This is a genomic window from Burkholderia sp. WTPI3 (genome assembly GCF_021483755.1).
Lineage (GTDB): Bacteria > Pseudomonadota > Gammaproteobacteria > Burkholderiales > Burkholderiaceae > Burkholderia.
This window is the reverse complement of record NZ_JAGIXF010000024.1, coordinates 1-19553: the sequence shown is the minus strand read 5'-3', so window position 1 is coordinate 19553 and position 19553 is coordinate 1. Positions and strand designations below refer to the sequence as shown.

Here is a 19553-nt window from a genome sequence, read left to right as displayed (position 1 = left end):
CGGCGAACTCGCATCGCTTCGCGTGGAAACCGGTCGCGTCCAGCGGTCGTCACAAACGGAAGACGACGCGTCGCCGATCGACATGTATCGCCTGAGTTGCCTGGGTATTGTGGTCGGCGTCGTCACGGGAATCGGCGCCGTCGCGTTCCGCGGGCTGATCGGTTTTGTGCACAACGCCTTTTTCCTCGGCCGGTTTTCGGCCTCGTACAACGCAAGCGAGTTCACGCCAACTTCCGTATGGGGGGCGTTCGTCATACTCGTGCCGGTTATCGGTGGACTCGTTGTGACCTGGCTCGTGGGTACCTTTGCGCCGGAGGCGAAGGGGCACGGCGTGCCCGAGGTGATGGACGCGATCTACTTCAAGCGCGGCGTGATTCGCCCGGTGGTCGCGATCGTGAAATCGCTGGCGTCCGCGTTCGCGATCGGCACCGGCGCGGCGGTCGGTAGAGAGGGGCCGATCATCCAGATCGGTTCGGCGCTGGGTTCGACGCTCGGGCAAGCGGTCAGGATGAGCGCCGGCCAGCGCATCACGCTCGTGGCAGCAGGCGCGGGTGCCGGGATCGCCGCGACGTTCAATACGCCGATAGGCGGTGTCCTGTTCGCGACCGAGCTGATGATGCCCGAAATCAGCGTGAACACGTTCCTTCCGGTCGCGCTCGCGACCGGCACGGCCACCTTCGTCGGACGGTTGTTCTTCGGCAGTGCGCCGGCGTTCCTGGTGCCGGCCCAATTGGGCGCGATTCCGGATCGTCCGGGCAGTGTGCTGACACTCCTGCTGTATGCGGCGCTCGGCATCGTCACCGGTACCGGCGCAGCCATGCTGACCCATGGTCTTCATTTCGCGGAGGATGTCTTCGAGCGCATGCCGGGCCGCTATGCGCGTCACGCGTCGGGGATGTTGCTCGTCGGCGTGACGATCTACCTGCTGATGCGCTTCGCCGGGCATTACTACATAGAAGGCGTGGGATATGCAACGATTCAGGCTCTGCTTTACGGGCAGCTCGGCGGCAGCCTGTTTCTGATCACGCTTGCGCTCTGCAAGACCCTCGCTACGTCGATCAGCCTGGGTTCGGGCTCCTCTGGCGGCGTCTTCTCGCCGTCGCTGTTCATCGGTGCGGCATTGGGCGCGGCGTTCGCCGCCTCGGTCCAGGCCGTACTGCCCGAGGCGCCCGTCAGCGCGCCTGCGTTCGCGATGGTCGGGATGGGAGCGATGGTCGGCGGGGGAACCGGCGCGGCGATGACGGCGGTCGCGATGATCTTCGAGATGACCCGTGACTACGACATCGTGCTGCCCATGATCATCGCCGTCGCGGTCAGCCTTGCGACGCGGCGCCTGCTTTGCCGGGAAAGCATCTATACGCTCAAGCTCGTGCGACGCGGTCACGTGATTCCGAACGCGTTGCATGCCAACATGTTCCTCGTCCAGAACGCGGCACAAGTGATGGAGACGGACGTGCTCGTGCAGGACGCCGAGGTACTGTTCCGCGACATTCTGGGCAATCTGGACGGCCCCCCGTTCCGCCACGTGGTCGTCACGCGATCGGGCCGGATCGAGGGTGTGCTTCGCATCAACACCGGGTTGCGCCGGGCCATCTCGCACGACCATCCGTCGGTGACGCTCGGTGCACTCGCTCAACGCAATTTCATCGTGGTCGCGCCGGGCGAAGCGGCGTTCGACGTGATCAGCAAGCTGCGTCAGAAGCACGCGACCATGGCGGTGGTCGTGACCCGACCCGAAGAAGAGGGCGCAATGGAAGTGGTCGGGGTCATTGCCAAGGAACACATCGCAGACGCAGTGGCGAGCAGCATCAGGATTTTTCCCGAGAGCCGGCGTGGAACGGAGCGCACCCGGCAGTCAGGGACACAGCATCGTGACAGCCACGCGTCGACTCGGGCCGAAGTGCGTGCCGGCAAGGAGGTTCAGCATGAAACTGAGCGTTGAACTGGCCGTTCTGCGCCGGCGCCTTGCGATGGCCCTGCATCTCGATGAATGGAAGGAAGTGTTGGCCGGCAACCTGGAAGGCGAGGCGAGTGACGATCGCGAGTGGGTCATCGTCTACAGAACGGCGAATGGATATTGTTGCCTTTACCGGGGCAAGCCGGTCGAGTTCGATGAACTCTCCGATGTGCAGTCCTGGTCCGCCGAGATGGATGTCCGGACGTACTTCATGGGCTTGTGATCACGATACCGGTGACGAGCCGTTTCTGTCGTTAAATGCGTGGCGGGAGCGGGCCCCCGCCACGATGACGCCTCATCGATAAACGATATCCGCACGGCGGTTCTGCGCCCACGACGCTTCGTCGTGGCCCAATGCGACCGGCTTCTCCTTGCCGAAGCTGACCGCCTCGATCTGTGCGTCAGGTACGCCGAGCGTTTCCAGTGTGCGAAGCACGGCCTGCGACCGGCGCTCGCCCAACGCGAGGTTGTACTCGCTGGTCCCACGTTCGTCGGTATTCCCCTGGATCAAGACGTGTCGGCTCGGATGAAGACGCAGATAGTCGGCATGCGCCTGCAGCAGCGACTGGTACTCAGGCTTCACTTCATAGCTGTCGAAATCGAAATAGATGCTGCGTTTTGCGAGCGGGCTGTTGGGGTTGTTCAATTCGTCAGCCATGGTCGACGGCGTCCCGATCGCCTGACCATTTGCGGTCCCCTGATTCATCATGCCGGCAGTGCTGGACGTCTTTGTTGCGGAGTGGCACCCACCGAAAATCACAAGGGTCAACACCACCGCGTATCGCATCAAGCCTTTCATCACTGGTCTCCCGAAGAGGGCGTTCGATCGAACGGAATGGGTCGCGGATCAACGGAACGGGCGGCGGCACCCCTGCTGGAAGCGCAGTGAACGGTGCTGCTCCATTTTGACGGGCGACGGGGTTCTGTAAATAAACTGAAGGATGATTCGAAGGATTTCTTGGTCACATGGTTGGTGAATACAGCCACCTTAACTAGAGTAGGAGAAATATCATATCGTGACTAGTTGCCATGTTACGATGCGGAAATTCTGCGAAATTGTGAATTCAGATGTGCTCCCTCAGCTCGCGTCACTCGACGTCCGGTCGTCCCGATACGAAAGGCCGGGGCGAGCTTCTTGAACCCGGCTACCCAGCTGGTTTTTTTTGTCCGTTGTTGGATCTGTTCGGTAAATCGCGTCAACGATGTCCCAGTCGTCCACCGTGTCTTCGCGCCTGACCGCGCCCGAATTGCGCGCGACCACGTCGCTCGCGGCGATCTTCGCGCTGCGCATGCTCGGCCTGTTCATGATCATGCCGGTGTTCTCGGTCTACGCGAAAACCATCCCGGGCGGCGACAACGTGCTGCTCGTCGGTATCGCGCTCGGGGCCTACGGCGTCACGCAGTCGCTGTTCTACATCTTCTACGGGTGGGCGTCCGACAAGTTCGGCCGCAAGCCGGTGATTGCGACCGGCCTCGTGATCTTCGCGATCGGCAGTTTCGTCGCCGCGTTCGCGCACGACATCACATGGATCATCGTCGGCCGCGTGATCCAGGGGATGGGCGCCGTGTCGTCCGCGGTGCTCGCGTTCATTGCCGACCTGACCTCCGAGCAGAACCGCACGAAGGCGATGGCGATGGTCGGCGGCTCGATCGGCGTGTCGTTCGCGGTCGCGATCGTCGGCGCGCCGATCGTGTTCCACTGGGTCGGGATGAGCGGGCTGTTCGCGATCGTCGGCGTGCTGTCGATCCTCGCGATCGGCGTCGTGGTGTGGATCGTGCCCGATGCGGCGAAGCCCGTGCACGTGCCCGCGCCGTTCGCCGAGGTGCTGCACAACGTCGAGCTGCTGCGCCTGAACTTCGGCGTGCTGGTGCTGCACGCGACGCAGACGGCGCTGTTCCTCGTCGTGCCGCGCCTGCTGGTCGACGGCGGGCTGCCGGTCGCCGCGCACTGGAAGGTCTACCTGCCGGTGATGGGGCTCGCGTTCGTGATGATGGTCCCGGCGATCATCGTCGCGGAAAAACGGGGCAAGATGAAACCGGTGCTGCTCGGCGGGATTCTGGCTATCCTGATCGGCCAATTGTTGCTCGGCAGCGCACCGCATACCATCCTGATTGTGGCGGCGATTCTTTTCGTCTACTTCCTCGGATTCAACATCCTGGAAGCGTCGCAGCCGTCGCTCGTGTCGAAGCTCGCGCCTGGTTCACGCAAGGGCGCGGCCACGGGCGTCTACAACACCACGCAATCGATCGGGCTCGCGCTCGGCGGTATCGTGGGCGGCTGGCTGCTGAAGCAAAGTGGCCCGAATATGGTGTTCCTGACATGTGCCGGCGCGGTTGTAGTATGGCTGGCGATCGCATTCAGCATGAAGCCGCCGCGGCGGCGAACCTGAACGATCAGGGCATCGTTTGAAAATGAACAAGACTGACGAGTGGGTAGGGGGAGACCGATGATCTGCATTTCCGCGCTCGCAGATCGACGCGCGTTGCTGCATGCGCGGCGTCTGTGGCTTCACTATGGCGTGTTCTGGCTGGGTGCGGTGGCTGTCGGCCTCGTAGCGGTGCTTTACGCGAAGCTGATCGATTTCGGCTACGCGGTGTTTCTGGGCTACGCGGCCCAACATGCATGGTTGCCGCTGATCATCACGCCGATGATCGGTGCGGTGACGGTCTGGCTGACGCGGAGATTCTTCGATGGTGCGGAGGGGAGCGGCATTCCACAGGTCATTGCCATGCTGCATGCGCCAGGCAACTCGGGAGCGCGGTTGCTCAAGTTCCGGATCCTGATCGGGAAGATACTCGTCTCGTTCCTGGCCATTCTTGGCGGGTTCACGATCGGTCGCGAAGGCCCGACGATTCACGTCGGCGCCGCACTCATGTTCAATCTGCGGAAGTTTTATCCCCAGCGGTTCCGTGCGATTCGCCCGGGCGTCCTCGAGCACCGGCTGGCCCTCGCGGGCGCGGCAGCAGGCCTTTCCGCCGCGTTCAATGCACCGCTCGCCGGCGTCGTGTTCGCGATCGAGGAACTCACGCGCAGTTTCGAACAAAGGACGAGTGGCGTGCTGATCACGGCGATCATCTTCGCCGGTATCGTGTCGCTCGGCATTCAAGGTAACTACGTTTATTTCGGCACGATCGATGTTGGCGCGCGCCTGCCTGAGTCGCTGGCACTTGCGGTCGTCCTCATCGGTGTGATCGCCGGCGTCATGGGCGGAATCTTCTGCTGGTTGTTACTCAACACGCGACGCTGGATGCCGCGAGGGCTTCAGGATTTTCGTGCCGGCCGGCCAGTGCTGTTCGGCGCCGCGTGCGGGCTGGTCATCGCGGTCGTCGGCGTGGCGACGCACGGCCATACGTTCGGCAGCGGATACGCGGAAGCCCGCGGCATGCTCGAAAGCCACACGGACGTGAGCGTCCTGTACCCGGTGTTCAAGATGGTTTCGATGATTGGCTCGTACCTGCCCGGTGCGCCGGGCGGCCTGTTTGCACCGTCGCTTGCGATCGGTGCAGGGATCGGCAACACGCTACATATTTTGTTCTCGGGAATGCAGTTGCAGATGCTGATCGCGCTCGGGATGGTCGGCTATCTGGCCGCGGTTACGCAGAGCCCGATCACGGCGTTCGTGATCGTCATCGAGATGATCAACGGTCACGCACTGGTCATCTCGTTGATGGCCACGGCGCTGATCGCCAGCCGCGTGTCGCGGTTTTTCGCTCCGCCGCTGTATGAAGCACTTTCGACCCGCTACTTCCCAGGGTCCCCCCGATGACTTGGAGAGGCCATCGGTCCGCGGAAGGAAATATGATCCACCTCGTTTACCTCGACTCATGAAAAGCCTGCTTATCCTTGTCTCAGTGTCCATGTTTCTGTTTGCGTATGCGGCACGATCCAGGGCTGATCAAACGATTCCCGAGTACTATCGCTACCTTGCGCGCATCAACGTTCGCCCGGCCGTCATCAAGTGTGTTGCGGAAATCGACCGATGGATCAGGACATCGGCGCAGTACGACATGTTTATCGCGCCCGATGGGCGGTTGCTTAAGGCTAAGGTTCGCGCCTTTCGCGCGATCGAGGGGAGAACGGCTCGCGGACCGTCCGTGGACTCGATGGTGTCCATTCGCGCCTCAGCGCGCCTTCGACCTAGCGGCGCATGGATTCCCGTGTCGGCCAAGTGCAGTGCCTGGCGTTCGCACATCGTAGGTATGACAATAAAGCCATTGGTAACGCAGTGACCGGCTTACTCGTACTGCGTGCGTCATCAGGTTTGCGCGGCGTGAAATGCGACGACTTATGGTCCTGCATCGGGCAATCGGGATGATTGCGCACGCACCGGTGAGGAATTTTGTGTGCCGGGCATTGCCAAACTCGATAAAGGCCGAGTGTTAGCGTGAGGAACTGTGGACCGGCCCCCGCGAAAGCCGGACATGAGGTGACGCTTAAATTATGAGGTAGTCTTCGGCCTATGTTTAAGCCTAGTCACAACGTGGAACCCATCGAAATTCTGACCCAGCCGGAGCAGCGTCGTCGGCGTTCGGTCGAAGAGAAACTCGCGATAGTGCGCGAGACGTTCGAGCCCGGCGCCACGGTTTCGGGCGTCGCCCGTCGTCATCAAATCAATGCCAACCAGGTGTTCGCCTGGCGCAAGCTTTATCAGGACGGAAGCCTGTCGGCGGTCAGTGCCGGCGAACAGGTGGTCCCGGCATCGGACCTGTCCGAAGCCATGAAGCAGATTCGCGAACTCCAACGGCTGCTGGGCAAGAAAACGATGGAGGTGGAAATCCTCCGTGAAGCCGTGGAGTACGGTCGAGCAAAAAAATTGATTGCGCGCTCACCATTGCTGCCGGGGGACGACCGTTGAAGACGGTGTGTGAAGTCCTGGGTGTGTCGCGCTCGAATCTCGCAGTCAAATCGAATCGCCCGGCCGAATGGGTCGACCGGCGCAGGACGCCTCTTTTGAATGACGTGCCGCTCGTTGCCGAGCTTCAAGGGCTGGTTGCCGAGCTGCCAACCTATGGCTACCGGCGTGCCTGGGCGCTGCTGAGGCGAAGCCGGGATGCGTTGGGCCAACCCCGCGTCAATGTGAAACGGGTGTACCGAGTCATGCGCCGCAACGGTCTGCTTCTCGAGCGCCGAGCGCGTCATGCTTCGTGCACGCGCCGGCATGATGGCAAGGTTGCAGTGGACAAAAGCAACGTGCGCTGGTGCTCGGACGGTTTTGAATTCCGCTGCGATGATGGCGCCCCCTTGCGCGTCGTCTTCGCGCTGGACTGCTGCGACCGCGAGGCGATGAGTTGGGCCGCAAGCACCGGCGGCTACACCGGCAACATGGTGCGCGACGTGATGCTTCAGGCGGTCGAAAATCGCTTCGCCGGCGCGTTGAAGGCGGACAGCGAAATCGAGTGGCTGAGCGACAACGGTTCCTGCTACATTGCTGGCGATACGCTGACGTTCTCGCGAGAAATCGGCCTGAAGCCCGTTACGACACCCGTCAGGAGTCCGCAGAGTAATGGGATGGCCGAGAGCTTCGTCAAAACGATGAAGCGCGATTACGTGTCGTGGATGCCAAAGCCAGACGTCAGGACGGCGCTGCAAAACCTGGGTATCGCGTTCGACCACTACAACGAATCGCATCCTCACAGCGCCCTGAAATATCGTTCTCCACGCGAGTTTCGCCAGCGCGAAAATTCCAAAACCTAAGCGTTACTGCGTGTCCGGTTATGCGGGGGCAAGTCCAAACTGTTCGCTGAATCAGCCCGCTTTCAACTACAAGCGAGGGTACATCAGCATCGGGGAGGCGAGGATGATCGACAAAGCAGAGCCAGCATCAGAGAGATCGTCTGGTATCAAAAGTGGTGCGACTAGCCCAGTGACTGGCATCTCGGGCGACAACATGAAATGCATAAGTTGATGCGCGAGCTTGAGCGCGCTCGAGACCGACAAAGCTAGCGCAAGTTCTGAGCGGTCTGTTGGCAGCGCCGGCGAGCGGCTTTCCGTCTAAAAGGACGGCTGCTGCGCGCTAGCGTAAAACTCCCGGCGACTGAGAGGATCGGGTTGCCTCCAAATGACCGTTTGCTAGGGCGGAGCGGACGTCAACGCGTCCACGTGACTGTGCTGAAGAATGACGCCTCCTCGCCGAACTGAGTCACACGATCTGACGTTGTCTGTTCGGTTTAGTCCAGCCTTATACATCTGATTGCCAGGCAATTCTGGATAGATCGTGCCCGTGATCAACGATCGTGGGCACGATCTAACGTGATCCAGACGGAATTCTCCAACCTCTCACATCATGCTCCACGCGCACGTGAATCGGGGACCGGCCGCGCCGAGTCGCTTACGCGTTTGGGGAACTATTCGACGGATGAGGCGACACAAATTGCATCGACGTTCCGGAAATTCTCGATCTATATCTACGGATTGCACTCAAGCGGGGAAGAGCAATGAGAAGCTGGTTGGACCTTAATGCATTTATGGGGATTGCTGTGATTGACTGGGTGTACGCGCTTGCAGCGGCTGCGGGAAGCTACGTCGCTCTCGCCTATATGCTGAAGTTCATCACGGATCGCCTCGCGGCTCTTTCGATACGTACCAGTACACAGTACGACGACATGCTTGTGGAGGTGCTGCGCCGCACACACAAAATCTTCCTGCTGGCCGCCGCCCTACTGATCGGCGCGAAATTCCTGCCGTTACCAGAGCGCTGGGGAAACCGACTCGATCACCTTTGGTTCCTCGTAGTCGGACTGCAGCTCGCGCTCTGGACAAGTCGCGGCGTTGGCATTTGGACCACAAGACGACTGGATGCAACCGGTACCCTTGCTCACAATCCGGTCATGACCACGATGATCGCCTGGGTCTTAAGGGGGGTCTTATGGTCTGTGCTTTTGCTCGCGATCCTCGCCAACATGGGCGTGAACATTACCGCGTTCGTTGCGAGTCTCGGTGTGGGCGGCGTCGCGGTTGCATTGGCAGTTCAAAGCATCTTGAGCGATTTGTTTGCATCGCTTGCGATCGGTCTGGACAAACCTTTCGAAATCGGCGATTTCATCGTATTCGGCGACGTGGCCGGCAGCATCGAGCACATCGGGTTAAAGACGACCCGCATTCGAAGCCTGAGCGGTGAGCAGGTCGTCTGTAGCAACACCGAACTGCTCAAGCACACGATTCACAACTACAAGAGGATGGCCGAACGCCGCATCCAATTTTCTTTTGGTGTGACCTACGACGCGACACCGGACACGTTGCGGAGGGTACCAGGAATCGTGAAAGCCGCGGTCGAATCCGCTGGCAACACCCGGTTCGATCGCGCGCATTTCAAGGGGTTCGGGGACAGCGACCTAATATTCGAAGTCGTGTATTACGTTACGGACCCAAGTTACAACGTCTATATGGATGTTCAGCAAGAGATCAATCTGGACCTGATGGACGGACTCACCCGCGCTGGACTCGAATTTGCGTTCCCCACCCGAACAGTCCACGTCGTTGGCCTCGAACGCGACGAGAATCGGGCGACCGCATTGTAAAGGGCGCCGATGTGCCGCCGCGTGCGCGGTCTGCGTTCATGGATGGTATGGCTCGCAGCCTTCCCTCGCGGATTCAAGATGTTCCACATTCGTCACAGGAAAATTGCGTCCTTGGGTCGTCGGGCACGACATTCAAAATCCTCATCACGTCGTGCCCGATCCTCGAGAAAACGGGGCCGGACACTGCCCCGCCAAAATGCGACCCTTTGCGCGGCCGATCAATTGATACTGCAATAATGACGCGTGTCGCTTGTGCGGGAATCATGCCGACAAAGGAAGCACGGTATTCGTCGCGGTTGTACCCGCGGGATGTCCAGCGGTAAGCGGTGCCCGTCTTGCCAGCTGCCGTATAGCCGGGGATTGCAGCAAGGGGGGCTGTGCCGTCGGCCGATATGACGGCCCGCAACATCTGTCTGACCTGCCGGGCAACCTTTATCGAATAAACGCGGTGCCCGCGCACAGCCGATCGGCTCCGCATATAAATCGTCGCGGGAACGAATACGCCGTCGTTCGCGAACACCGAATACGCCTGCGCGAGTTGCAGCAAAGAAGCTGACAGTCCGTACCCGTAAGACATCGTGGCCTGCTCAATGCGTCGCCAGGTCCGGTATGGACGCAAGCTTCCTGATGTCGAGCCTGGAAGGCCGGCGTGTGGCGGTTTCCCGAGTCCAACCGCTCGAAAGTTCTTCCACATTACCTGAGGCGACATCATGAGCGCGATCTTTGTCGTGCCAACGTTGCTCGACTTCTGTATGACTTGCGAGACAGTCAATGTACCGAAGTTCTTGTCGTCGTGAATGACAGCATGATCGAGGCGCAGGCGCCCGCCATCCGTCGGGACGATCGTCCTAGGCGTGACGACGCCACGTTGCAATGCCAACGCGATAGTCAACGGCTTGAGGACCGAGCCTGGCTCGAAGACGTCGGTGGCCGCACGATTGCGGACGTGCATGCCCTCGCGGGCAGAGCGCGAGTTGGGGTCATATGCCGGCCAGTTCGCCATGGCAAGAATTTCGCCGGTATGCGCGTCGATCACAATCGCGGAGCCTGCTTGTGCACCTGTCCGCTGCACTGCTTTCTGAATGGCCTTGAAGGCCGCATATTGGATCGAGCGGTCTATCGACAGCCGGATATCACGGCCGGGCCTCGGAGCGGTGAAAGCCAGCGAGTCGATGATCTCGCCGCGTGCGTTGCGCAATACGCGATGCAGACCGTCCGTACCCGTAAGGATTGCGTTCTCAGCGCGCTCGACGCCTTCTTGACCCTTACCATCGACATTCGCGAAGCCGGTCACGTGTGCCGCTATCGCGCCTTCCGGGTAAAAGCGGCGATAGTCGCTTTCGGCATGAAGCCCCGGAATATCGAGGCGGATGGCGGCTTGCGCGATTGCAAGTGGGACTTGCCGCTGCAGATAGGCGAATGAGCGATGGTGCCGATACGCTTGCTCGATACGACTGCGCTTGATGCCGAGCAGAGCTGCCACCGCGGCAAGCTTGCTGTCGGAGATTGGGGGCACGTCGCGCGCATCGACCCACAGTGAACGGGTCGGAAGGCTCATCGCAAGAATCTTGCCATTGCGATCAAGGATGCGCCCGCGCGCAGCATGCACCGTGAAATCACGGATTTGGCGAATGTTGCCCTGAACCTGGTAGAAGCCGTCATTGATGCATTGCACCCAGAAGGCCCTCGCGACTAATGCGAAGAAGGCAAGGCCAAATGCGAGTCCCAGCACTGCCGATCTCGACCGAAATCGGGAGTCGAGACTATGGCTCAATACTTCGGATCTCGTGCTGTGTGAACTGTGTCGCGCAATCATGACCGAGGGACGGGCCGAGTGCTGGCTTCGCTGGGAGGCGCTTGGAGATGAAGACACTCTCGCACCATCTGCGAGTAAAGTGGATCCGCGCGGCGTTGCCTGAAGTACTCGATGCGCGAGTGACCTCCGTCCGGTACGATGCGCACCCTGACCGGCACGCCATTAAAGAACGACTTGGCGCGCAGTGTAATTTCCCCAGCGGACTCGCGGCGGCCCAACTGGCGCGTGCTCTGCTTCCAACGGCTCACAACGCAGTTCGCGACCTCGGACGCCGACATGTTCGACCTTGCCGCGAACACGGGGGATAGAGCCTGAACGCCGTCACGGCGTGAGCACGCGATGAGCAGCATGCAAATTCCTCCAGCAATCGCCAAATGCCAATTGCTCATTGGTGTTCTCCCCATGCAACTAGATAGAAGTTGCACTGTCGGTGAAAATTGGTCACAGTGTGACATAAAAAGCGTGGGGAGCGTTGCATTGCTGACAGGGGATCTAGCGTATCGAGAGAGGCTTGACACTGAGTGCGCTATGGGCAACCGATATGCCTCGCCTTTTCAATCGTCGCTGCCGAGCGGTGCGATGTACCAGGTTTTGGCCGACCGAGATTCTTCAAGGTGCAGGTGGCTACTACGAGACCAGAGGCGCTCGGATTGGCTGTTCCGCCTGCCTAAATGCGGAGGATGAGAGGCAAGGAGACGAGTTTTCTCCTTACCAACAACAAACATCGGGGTAGCGGACGTCGTACCTGATTGCGCTTCTCTCTCGTAATCGAGGACGCTGCTGGCAACGACATCCGTTGACTGACTTTGACTGGTTTGCACTTGAATTTCGGCGCCAACGAGTCTGAGTCGGCTGGTTGGAGCACGTCGCTCCCCGGGGATTGGAGACCAGAATGTTCGAGAGAATTCTCGTCGCGCTCGACGGAGGGCGTGCTTCTCGATGTGCATTGCACAAAGCTATAGATATAGCGCGCAGCGCGAACGCGAAAGTCACGGCTGTATTTGTACTTGATCACCATCTCACTGCGGTAGATGTACTTCGTGATATCAGTGAAGAGAGGATCTTTCGCTTATTTATGCACGAAGAGGCGGAGAACGAACTACGGTATGCGCGGAAAATGTTCTCCAGCAATGGTGTCAAAGGACGGACCTCGATGATTGACACCTCGGGTGAGTCTGTAGCGGATGCGATCTGTCGCGCTGCTATCACGGAAGAAGCCGACCTCGTCGTGATAGGTCACCGTGAGCCAACGGCGTTCCAGAAGATCTTCGGCAGTGTCACCTCGAAGGTCATGAAAAAATCCGATGCCCTAGTGCTTTTAGTCAGCGAAGGGGAAGAGGACCATACTCGAGCAGGGCACAACGTTAGTGATGGTCGTTGACGATCCAGGCGATCGCGTGCCGTACCGCCGATCGCATCCGCACGCTGGTCGCGCGCGGCGAAGCGCATGCGCGCGCGCGAGGGCGATCGGCTCGGCCATAACGAGGCATGAAATACCGCTTTCGAGGACTAGCTGGTTGAGCGAGGAGTGCAGCTCTTCGCCCAACTTGACGTCTTTGCTTCGCAACCTGGAGCGTCCATGCACCGTCTACGGCACGTCATATGCACCACACAGAGAGCTGTTGCAATTGCCATCTGCCAATTGTCTATCGGCAGGCTCCTGATCGATATGGGGCGACGCGGAGCCCATTGATGAAATTACGCAACAGGTGACGTAACAGACTACCGGTGGGACAGCGCCGAGGGATCGTTCTCCCAGATTTTAGCGGCAGGCGAGATATGGCGTGCGCGGCCACCCTGGCGGCGGACTATGCCGGTCCATGTCCGTCCTGGCCGATCAGCAGTTCGGTCGGCGACAGGAACATGTAACGTGGCACGTCGAGGTTATGCGGTGCTGGCTTGTCGCGAAATACCCGTCCGGCAAGATCGTAGGTCGAGCCATGACAGGGACACAGGAAGCCGCCTAGCCAGTTATCCGGTAGGTTTGGCTGAGACCCTGGTTGAAACCGAGGTGTCGGCGTACAACCGAGATGCGTGCAAACGCCGACCACAACGAGAATGTTCCGATGATCGGCACGCGAGCGAAACGGGTTTTTGCAATAGTTCGGCAGCGGCATCGAGAACGCGTGGAGCGAGTCGGGGTCCGCGACCAGCGGGGTCGCCTTGACGACGCTTGCGAGCATGGCCGGCGATCGGTCGACGATGAACACCGGTTTTCCCCGCCATGCAACCGTCGACATCCCGCCCTCCGACAACTGACTGATGTCGACCTTGACCGGGGCGCCTGCAGCGAGCGCGCCGGCGGGCGGTGTCAGCGAATCTACGAATGGAATTGCAGCCGCAATTCCGCCGACGCCACCCGCGACGGTTGTCGCGATGAGCCAACGACGGCGATTGACGTCGGGTCCCGTAGCCTCGATCGGTTTGTCGTCCATGTCAACTCCTTCGAGACAAAAGAGCGCTCGTGCTTACACTGCTGCTGTTCCTGAAACGCTAGCCGAACGGGGCAGCTCGGCGCCCCGTATCGATCACATTGTCCAGACGAACACCGCGTGAGAATGCGACGACGTCTGTATGGCGACGCTCCGCCGCATGACTTTCCCGTGATAAGTGGCCGTCACGGCATAGTGCCCGGCCGGCATCGATACGAGCAGAAATGGTCCGGCGGTCACCGTCGAGAGCACGGTGTTGCCATGTGCGTCGACGATCTGCACCGGGATGTCTGCCAAATACTCGTTCCCGCTGCTCGTGTGCCCCGCGAACTCGAGCGTGAGCGAGTATTTGGCCATCTCCTGTTTGATCGCGGCCGATTGGTCACTCCCGATTCCTCCGGACAGATAGGTAACCTTGCCCGAATTTTCGGGAGGTGGAAGCGACGTCAGCTCTGCGGCCAACCCGCTTCGGGCGAAAACGGCAATCGCTGCTGTCGCGACGCCGAGCGCCAATCTGGATGAGAACTTCATGACTGCCTCCTGGTGTGCTCCATGTCGATGTGCTTGTTTCGAAACGTCTTCAGCTCACATCCATGGTGACAAACATTCGCGTGCCGTTCCGGTCGACAAGGAGCGCAACGTTATGAGCGGATCGCGCGATTCTCTTGAAGAACTGGGCCGTACTCGTCACGGGCGTGTTGTTGATCCTCAGAATGATGTCGCCCGGTTCGATCCCGGCGAACGCAGCCGGCCCGCTGCTTTGCTCAACGCGTACGCCGCCCTGGACTCGGGCAGCCCGTTCTTCGTCGCCTGTCAGATTGCGCACCTCCAGGCCGTACGCGCCGGAAGGCGCGCGGGTCATCGTATTGACGGACAGATCGTGGGTGTCCATCGACGACAGAACCAGCGTCGCGTGATGTACAGCATGATTTCGCCAGTAGCCAAGATCGATCGAGGCGCCAGGACTCAGATCGGCCACAGTCGCCGGCAAATGTGTCGAATCCGAGACTTCCGTGCCGTTGATGCCAACGATGATGTCGCCTGCACGCAGGCCTGCTTTCGCTGCAGGACCACCCGAATCGACCGACGTGACGAGCGCACCGTTCGGCCGTGGCAACCCGAACGATCGGGCAAGCGGATCTGTCACGTCTTGCACTGCGACACCGATGCGCCCATGAGTAGCCTTGCCATGCAACTTCAGCTGGTGTTCGACCTTCATGGCTTCGTCGATCGGTATCGCGAAGGCCAGACCTTGGTACGCGTGGCCGTCGTTCGGGAGTGGCGTTTCGATACCGACGACTTCACCGTTGAGGTTCAGGAGCGGACTACCGCCATCGCCGGCGTTCTCCGTAAGATCGGTCTGGATCAATGGAGCATACGATTGGTCAGGAAGCAGACGGGAGGTATTGCTTACGATGCCCCTCACGATCGAGTTCCCGAGTCCGTATGGGGAACCAATCGACGCGACCCATTCGCCGGCTTTGAGCGCCGAGGGCGATCCGATTCTGGCAACCGGCAGCCCTTTCGCGTGAATCTGAAGCAGTGCGACGCCGCTTGCCGAGTCGCTTCCGATTACTTTGGCGGGATACGTTCGACCGTCGGAGAGGGTAACAGTGACTCTCGAGGCACCGGCAATGTCGCTGGCGTCGGTGAGGATGCCACCGTCCGACGAGATGATGAAGCCGCTGGCGTGTTGTCGTGCGAGGGCACCGCGGTTGTCGCCAGGTGCGGGAGAGAATTCCCTGAAGAAGCGAAGGAACGGATCGTTTGCGCCGCCTGGCGGAGGCCATAGTTGCTTCACGCTTGATGTCGCATCGAGTGGCGACACGTTGACTGTTACGACAGCGGGCCCGTCTACCCTCGCCATGTTCTCGAAGTCGGACACGATTCCCGGATAGGCCGCCATGTCTGACGTTGCGGAGAGAACGCGTTGCGAAGCCCGCGTTGCCTGCGCCGGGGCAAGCGATTCCTTCGACATGCAACTTGCCGACAAGGCTGCAATTGCGACACTAGCGACCGCGATACGCTTGAATCCGATGCTTGCCATGACTACGCTCCTGTCGCGCGAAACCGAACCGGTTGAGCGAAACCGTCGGCAGGACACTTTCGTGACGCGACGTTTTCACCGTAGGTCGCGAGAATTAAATTGCGCTTAAGAAGCTCGGATGAGTGCGACCGGTTGTCTTGGGGTACGATGATTTTCGCGCCCGGGCATCCAGCCTGGCTTCGGCCCGGCGAACATCGTATTGCGCATCGTGTGTGCGCTGGAGTATGCGGACACGGGGGATGTCCCGAGCCAATTCGGGACCGGGTTCCGGCTATGTCACGATGTGACATTAACCCTGATTGGCGCCGATTTTGGCGATGTATGCTCCGTCGCCCCGCGGTACGCTCTGACGAATGCGTCGAATCCTGAACTGGATTCACCTCAGAGGATTCGTCGCCCGGTGCCCTGCGGAATGAATCGGGTCATGGGGTGGGCGGCCAACTTTCAGCAGGACCTCGGATAGGTAAACATGACGTTTTTTCAAGCGCTTACTGCCTTGATTGTCCTGGCTGCACTAGGTAGCTACGTCAACCACCGCGCTTTTCGGTTGCCACCGACTATCGGGGTGATGACGATCGCGCTCGTCGTTACCGTCCTTCTCGTCACGCTGGGAGAAATCGGGGAAATCGATGTCGCGCGATATACGCGACTGATCCCGGAAATTGACTTCAGTGAACTCCTGTTTCACGGCTTCCTGCCATTTCTGCTGTTCGCCGGCGCATTGCACGTCGACTTTGGTGACCTACGTCAGGTCAAGTGGACAGTCGGTGTGCTCTCGACCGTCGGCACACTGATCTCCACCGCCGTTGTGGGCGTCGCGTTCTGGTACGCGTCGTCGTGGGTGGGTGTTCGTATAAGCTTCATGTATGCATTGCTGTTCGGAGCGCTCATATCCCCCACTGATCCGATTGCCGTGATGAGCATCATCAAGAAGACGGGTGCTCCGAAGGAGCTGGAAACCCGGATAACCGGGGAAAGTCTCTTTAACGACGGCGTGGGTGCGATCGTCTTTCTGACTCTACTGGGTATAGCGACTGGTGCTCATGACCCAGAGCCGATCACCGTCGCATTTTCGTTTCTTCAACAGGCCGTTGGCGGCGCATTGGCGGGATGGTTGACCGGTTGGCTCGTCTTCCGCCTCGTCAGCAGCATTGACAATCACCACGTCGAGATCTTGCTATCCATCGCACTTTGCATGGGATCGTATGCGCTGGCAGAGGTTGCACGGGCATCGGGCCCTATCGCAGTGGTTGTGGCCGGACTGTTCGTTGGTAACAAAGGGGGGATGACGGCGGCGGCCGGACAGGCAGGCGATTATCTGAGCATATTCTGGGAGGTCGTCGATGAGATGATGAACAGCGTGCTGTTTCTTCTGATTGGCCTTGAGGTTGTTTCGGTCCATCAGACCGGACCTTATCTGATAGCTGGTCTCGTTGCCATCGTCTGTGTGCTCGTCGGACGAGCGGTGAGCGTGGCTATTCCGCTCTGGGCAATCAATCTACGTATCCGGTTTCCGAAAGGCACAACCACGCTGCTGATCTGGGGCGGCCTCCGCGGTGCCATCTCGATCGCGCTCGCGCTATTGCTTCCACATGGGCCGGAGCGTGAGTTGGTCGTGACCGTGACCTATGTCGTTGTCGTGTTCTCCGTGCTGACGCAAGGCACGACGTTCGGATGGCTGCTCCGGAAGTTGACGGCGACCTCGAACCGGCAAAGGCAATCCCGTCGCGAATCATGACGTGAAGCCCCCGTCAACGGTCGATAGTTCAACGATTTCGGCAGTGATTTGCTCCTGCCTCAAGCGGTGGTAGTCCCGGTTCAGGCGTTGCGAGGTGTCGTCGATATTGCGTTTCGCCGCGATCATTGCGCGCATGCGCGCTTCGTTCTCCGCCGCGAACGACAGGATGATCGCCTCGCAAACCTGCGTGTAGACATATTCCTCGGCCAGCCTTTCCTGCAGTTGCTGTATCGGGAGCGTGACAACCGGCGGAAAGGGGCGCGTGACAGGTTTGAAACGCCGGAAATCGAATGGCAGTAGCGACGTTGTCTGGATAGCCGATTCGCCGATTGCTTGCGGCGCGCCGTGCACGAGCGTGACGTGCGAGGCGTTGCCGTGCTGCAAACGCATGTACAGCGTGTCGATGATTTTCGCCGCAAGATCGGACACTGCGTCGGCGTGAACGATCATTTCCGATGACCAGGCGACAGGCAGATTGAGTGCGTCGGCCGTCGTTCTCGCGCGATCGCCGACTACGAAGTACTCGACGGCGCCAATCGCCGGGGCGCGGATCGCCTGAAACACACGTTGATTGTAGGTGCCGACGAAGCCATGTTCCGCGCCGATCACGATATAGACATGGGTGTCGCCCGGAAGCGGCGACCTCGGGCTCTCGGGAGGCCGTAGTACGGCAATGCTCATCGCGTCGGCGATCGCAAGGCCGATCAGATCGGCACATGCGCGGATTCCTGGCAGGCGCGCGAGTGCTTCTCGCGTTCGTGTCGTCGCGATGCCGCGCATCGCGCTCACCACGGATTCCAGTTCGCGGACCGTACCCAGTCGGTTCTGGACATCAACGAGCCGATTGCTCATCGGTCGCTCCGGATTTCAGCGGGCTGCGGTACGAGCTCGCGGACGATTCGAACGAGCGCCGCGCGATCATCGGACGACACGTCGTCGCCGGCAGTGAGCATCGGACCGAGCTTTGCCGCGATGCCGGTCGAATCGAGGTGGGCGGGAAGTGCGACACGCACCGCTGCGATCGCCGACGGCACGCATGCATCGAATACGCCGTCGGCCAGCGCATACAGCAATGCGATCTCGCCTACCGGGCGTAGCGGCGCGAATCGCGGTTGCGCAATCAATGCGCGAATACGTTCCCCGCGAGCGATTTGCGCCTTGATTCTCGTATCGCTGAGCCCGCCGAAGCGCGTGAACATCTCGAGCTCGAGGAACTGTGCGTAATCGAGCCGCAACCTTCCCGAGGCGGCTCTCAATGCCGGAAGCTGGGCCTTGCCGCCGACTCGGCTGATGCTGAGCCCGACATCGATCGCGGGACGCTGGTTGGCTGCGAACAGGTGGGAGTCGAGCACGATCTGCCCGTCGGTGATCGAGATCAGGTTGGTGGGAATGTAGGCGGCGAGATTCCCGGCGTCGGTTTCCGCGATGGGCAGCGCGGTCAACGAACCGCCGCCGCGCTCCGCCGCGAGCTTGGCGGCACGCTCGAGCAGGCGGGCGTGCAGATAGAAGATGTCGCCCGGATAGGCTTCGCGCCCGGGCGGATCTCGCGCCAGCAACGCCAGCTCGCGGTGGGTGGCGGCGTGCTTGGTCAGGTCGTCGATGACCACGAGCGCATGCTGACCCCGATCCCGGAAGTATTCCGCGATGCTGAACGCGGCAAACGGCGCGATCCATTGCAGGCCGGGCGGATCGGCCGCCGACGCGACGACGAAGATGCAGCGTTCCGGTGCGCCGTGCCGTCGGACCGCATCGATCACGCGTTCGACGGCGGTGGCCCGCTGGCCGATCGCCACGTACACGCAGATCACGTCGGAATGCTTCTGGTTGACGATCGCATCGACCGCGATGGACGTCTTGCCCGTCGCGCGATCGCCGATGATCAGCTCGCGCTGTCCGCGGCCGATCGCGAACAGCGCGTCGATCAGCAGGATGCCGGTTTCGACCGGCTCGGAGACCGGCGCGCGCTCGATGATCGACGGCGCGGCGCGCTCGATCGGAAGCGACGACGGACATTTCGGCGGCTGGCCGCGATCGAGCGGCCGCCC

The 19553-nt window shown here is 60.4% G+C and carries 16 protein-coding genes; 9 read left to right on the top strand and 7 right to left on the bottom strand.

From position 1 onward, the window contains the following. Positions 1-22: 22 nt before the first annotated feature. Both J7024_RS15565 and J7024_RS15560 read left to right on the top strand, forming a co-directional pair. Positions 23-1942, top strand: a complete 1920-nt coding sequence (locus tag J7024_RS15565; RefSeq protein ID WP_234745273.1) for a chloride channel protein — start codon at positions 23-25, stop codon at positions 1940-1942. Next, on the top strand, positions 1926-2180 hold the full coding sequence (locus tag J7024_RS15560; protein ID WP_234745272.1) for a hypothetical protein: 255 nt from the start codon (positions 1926-1928) through the stop codon (positions 2178-2180). The genes J7024_RS15565 and J7024_RS15560 overlap by 17 nt, the downstream gene beginning before the upstream one ends. 72 nt (positions 2181-2252) lie before the next feature. On the opposite strand, the gene pal is transcribed toward J7024_RS15560, so the two are convergent. Continuing rightward, positions 2253-2756 carry a peptidoglycan-associated lipoprotein Pal gene (pal, locus tag J7024_RS15555; RefSeq protein ID WP_234745271.1) on the bottom strand — a complete coding sequence of 168 codons (504 nt, stop codon included), beginning with the start codon at positions 2754-2756 and terminating at the stop codon, positions 2253-2255. 403 nt (positions 2757-3159) lie between these two features. On the opposite strand from pal, the gene J7024_RS15550 reads away from it, so the two are divergent. The 5 genes from J7024_RS15550 to J7024_RS15535 all read left to right on the top strand — a co-directional run bounded on the left by J7024_RS15550 (position 3160) and on the right by J7024_RS15535 (position 9475). After that, on the top strand, positions 3160-4347 hold the full coding sequence (locus J7024_RS15550; protein WP_234745270.1) for an MFS transporter: 1188 nt from the start codon (positions 3160-3162) through the stop codon (positions 4345-4347). Positions 4348-4404: 57 nt separating this feature from the next. Continuing rightward, positions 4405-5724, top strand: a complete 1320-nt coding sequence (locus tag J7024_RS15545) for a chloride channel protein (protein ID WP_234745269.1) — start codon at positions 4405-4407, stop codon at positions 5722-5724. Continuing rightward, positions 5681-6187, top strand: a complete 507-nt coding sequence (locus J7024_RS37515; protein ID WP_442861904.1) for a BspC domain-containing protein — start codon at positions 5681-5683, stop codon at positions 6185-6187. Before J7024_RS15545 ends, J7024_RS37515 begins: the two co-directional genes overlap by 44 nt. A gap of 230 nt (positions 6188-6417) precedes the next feature. Then, positions 6418-7652, top strand: a protein-coding gene (locus J7024_RS15540; protein WP_234745268.1) for an IS3 family transposase whose coding sequence is annotated in 2 segments (ribosomal slippage) — positions 6418-6772 and positions 6772-7652 — 1236 coding nt in all. Because the reading frame shifts where the segments join, the coding sequence is not laid out codon by codon here. Between the two features lie 740 nt (positions 7653-8392). After that, complete coding sequence (locus tag J7024_RS15535) at positions 8393-9475, top strand: mechanosensitive ion channel family protein (protein WP_234745267.1); 1083 nt, start codon at positions 8393-8395, stop codon at positions 9473-9475. Between the two features lie 73 nt (positions 9476-9548). Here J7024_RS15535 and J7024_RS15530 read toward each other — a convergent pair whose 3' ends face one another. Next, a complete protein-coding gene (locus J7024_RS15530; RefSeq protein WP_234745266.1) occupies positions 9549-11207 on the bottom strand; it encodes a peptidoglycan D,D-transpeptidase FtsI family protein in 1659 nt (552 codons plus the stop codon). A gap of 976 nt (positions 11208-12183) precedes the next feature. On the opposite strand from J7024_RS15530, the gene J7024_RS15525 reads away from it, so the two are divergent. Continuing rightward, positions 12184-12672, top strand: a complete 489-nt coding sequence (locus tag J7024_RS15525; protein ID WP_234745265.1) for a universal stress protein — start codon at positions 12184-12186, stop codon at positions 12670-12672. A gap of 427 nt (positions 12673-13099) precedes the next feature. Here J7024_RS15525 and petA read toward each other — a convergent pair whose 3' ends face one another. The 3 genes from petA to J7024_RS15510 all read right to left on the bottom strand — a co-directional run bounded on the left by petA (position 13100) and on the right by J7024_RS15510 (position 15770). Beyond that, positions 13100-13726, bottom strand: a complete 627-nt coding sequence (gene petA, locus J7024_RS15520; RefSeq protein ID WP_234745264.1) for a ubiquinol-cytochrome c reductase iron-sulfur subunit — start codon at positions 13724-13726, stop codon at positions 13100-13102. A gap of 93 nt (positions 13727-13819) precedes the next feature. Beyond that, complete coding sequence (locus J7024_RS15515; protein WP_234745263.1) at positions 13820-14254, bottom strand: carboxypeptidase regulatory-like domain-containing protein; 435 nt, start codon at positions 14252-14254, stop codon at positions 13820-13822. 49 nt (positions 14255-14303) lie between these two features. After that, positions 14304-15770: a PDZ domain-containing protein gene (locus J7024_RS15510; protein ID WP_234745262.1), complete on the bottom strand. Its 1467-nt coding sequence runs from the start codon at positions 15768-15770 to the stop codon at positions 14304-14306. Positions 15771-16239: 469 nt separating this feature from the next. Between J7024_RS15510 and J7024_RS15505 the strand changes: the two genes are divergently transcribed. Next, positions 16240-17508 (top strand): cation:proton antiporter, encoded by a 1269-nt coding sequence (locus J7024_RS15505; RefSeq protein ID WP_234745261.1) that lies wholly within the window; start codon positions 16240-16242, stop codon positions 17506-17508. On the opposite strand, the gene J7024_RS15500 is transcribed toward J7024_RS15505, so the two are convergent. After that, a complete protein-coding gene (locus tag J7024_RS15500; RefSeq protein ID WP_234745260.1) occupies positions 17503-18360 on the bottom strand; it encodes a F0F1 ATP synthase subunit gamma in 858 nt (285 codons plus the stop codon). The two genes, J7024_RS15505 and J7024_RS15500, sit on opposite strands and share 6 nt — an antisense overlap. Then, positions 18357-19553, bottom strand: a 1197-nt coding sequence (locus J7024_RS15495; protein ID WP_234745259.1) for a F0F1 ATP synthase subunit alpha, incomplete at its 5' end; no start/stop codon positions are given. The genes J7024_RS15500 and J7024_RS15495, both read right to left, overlap by 4 nt.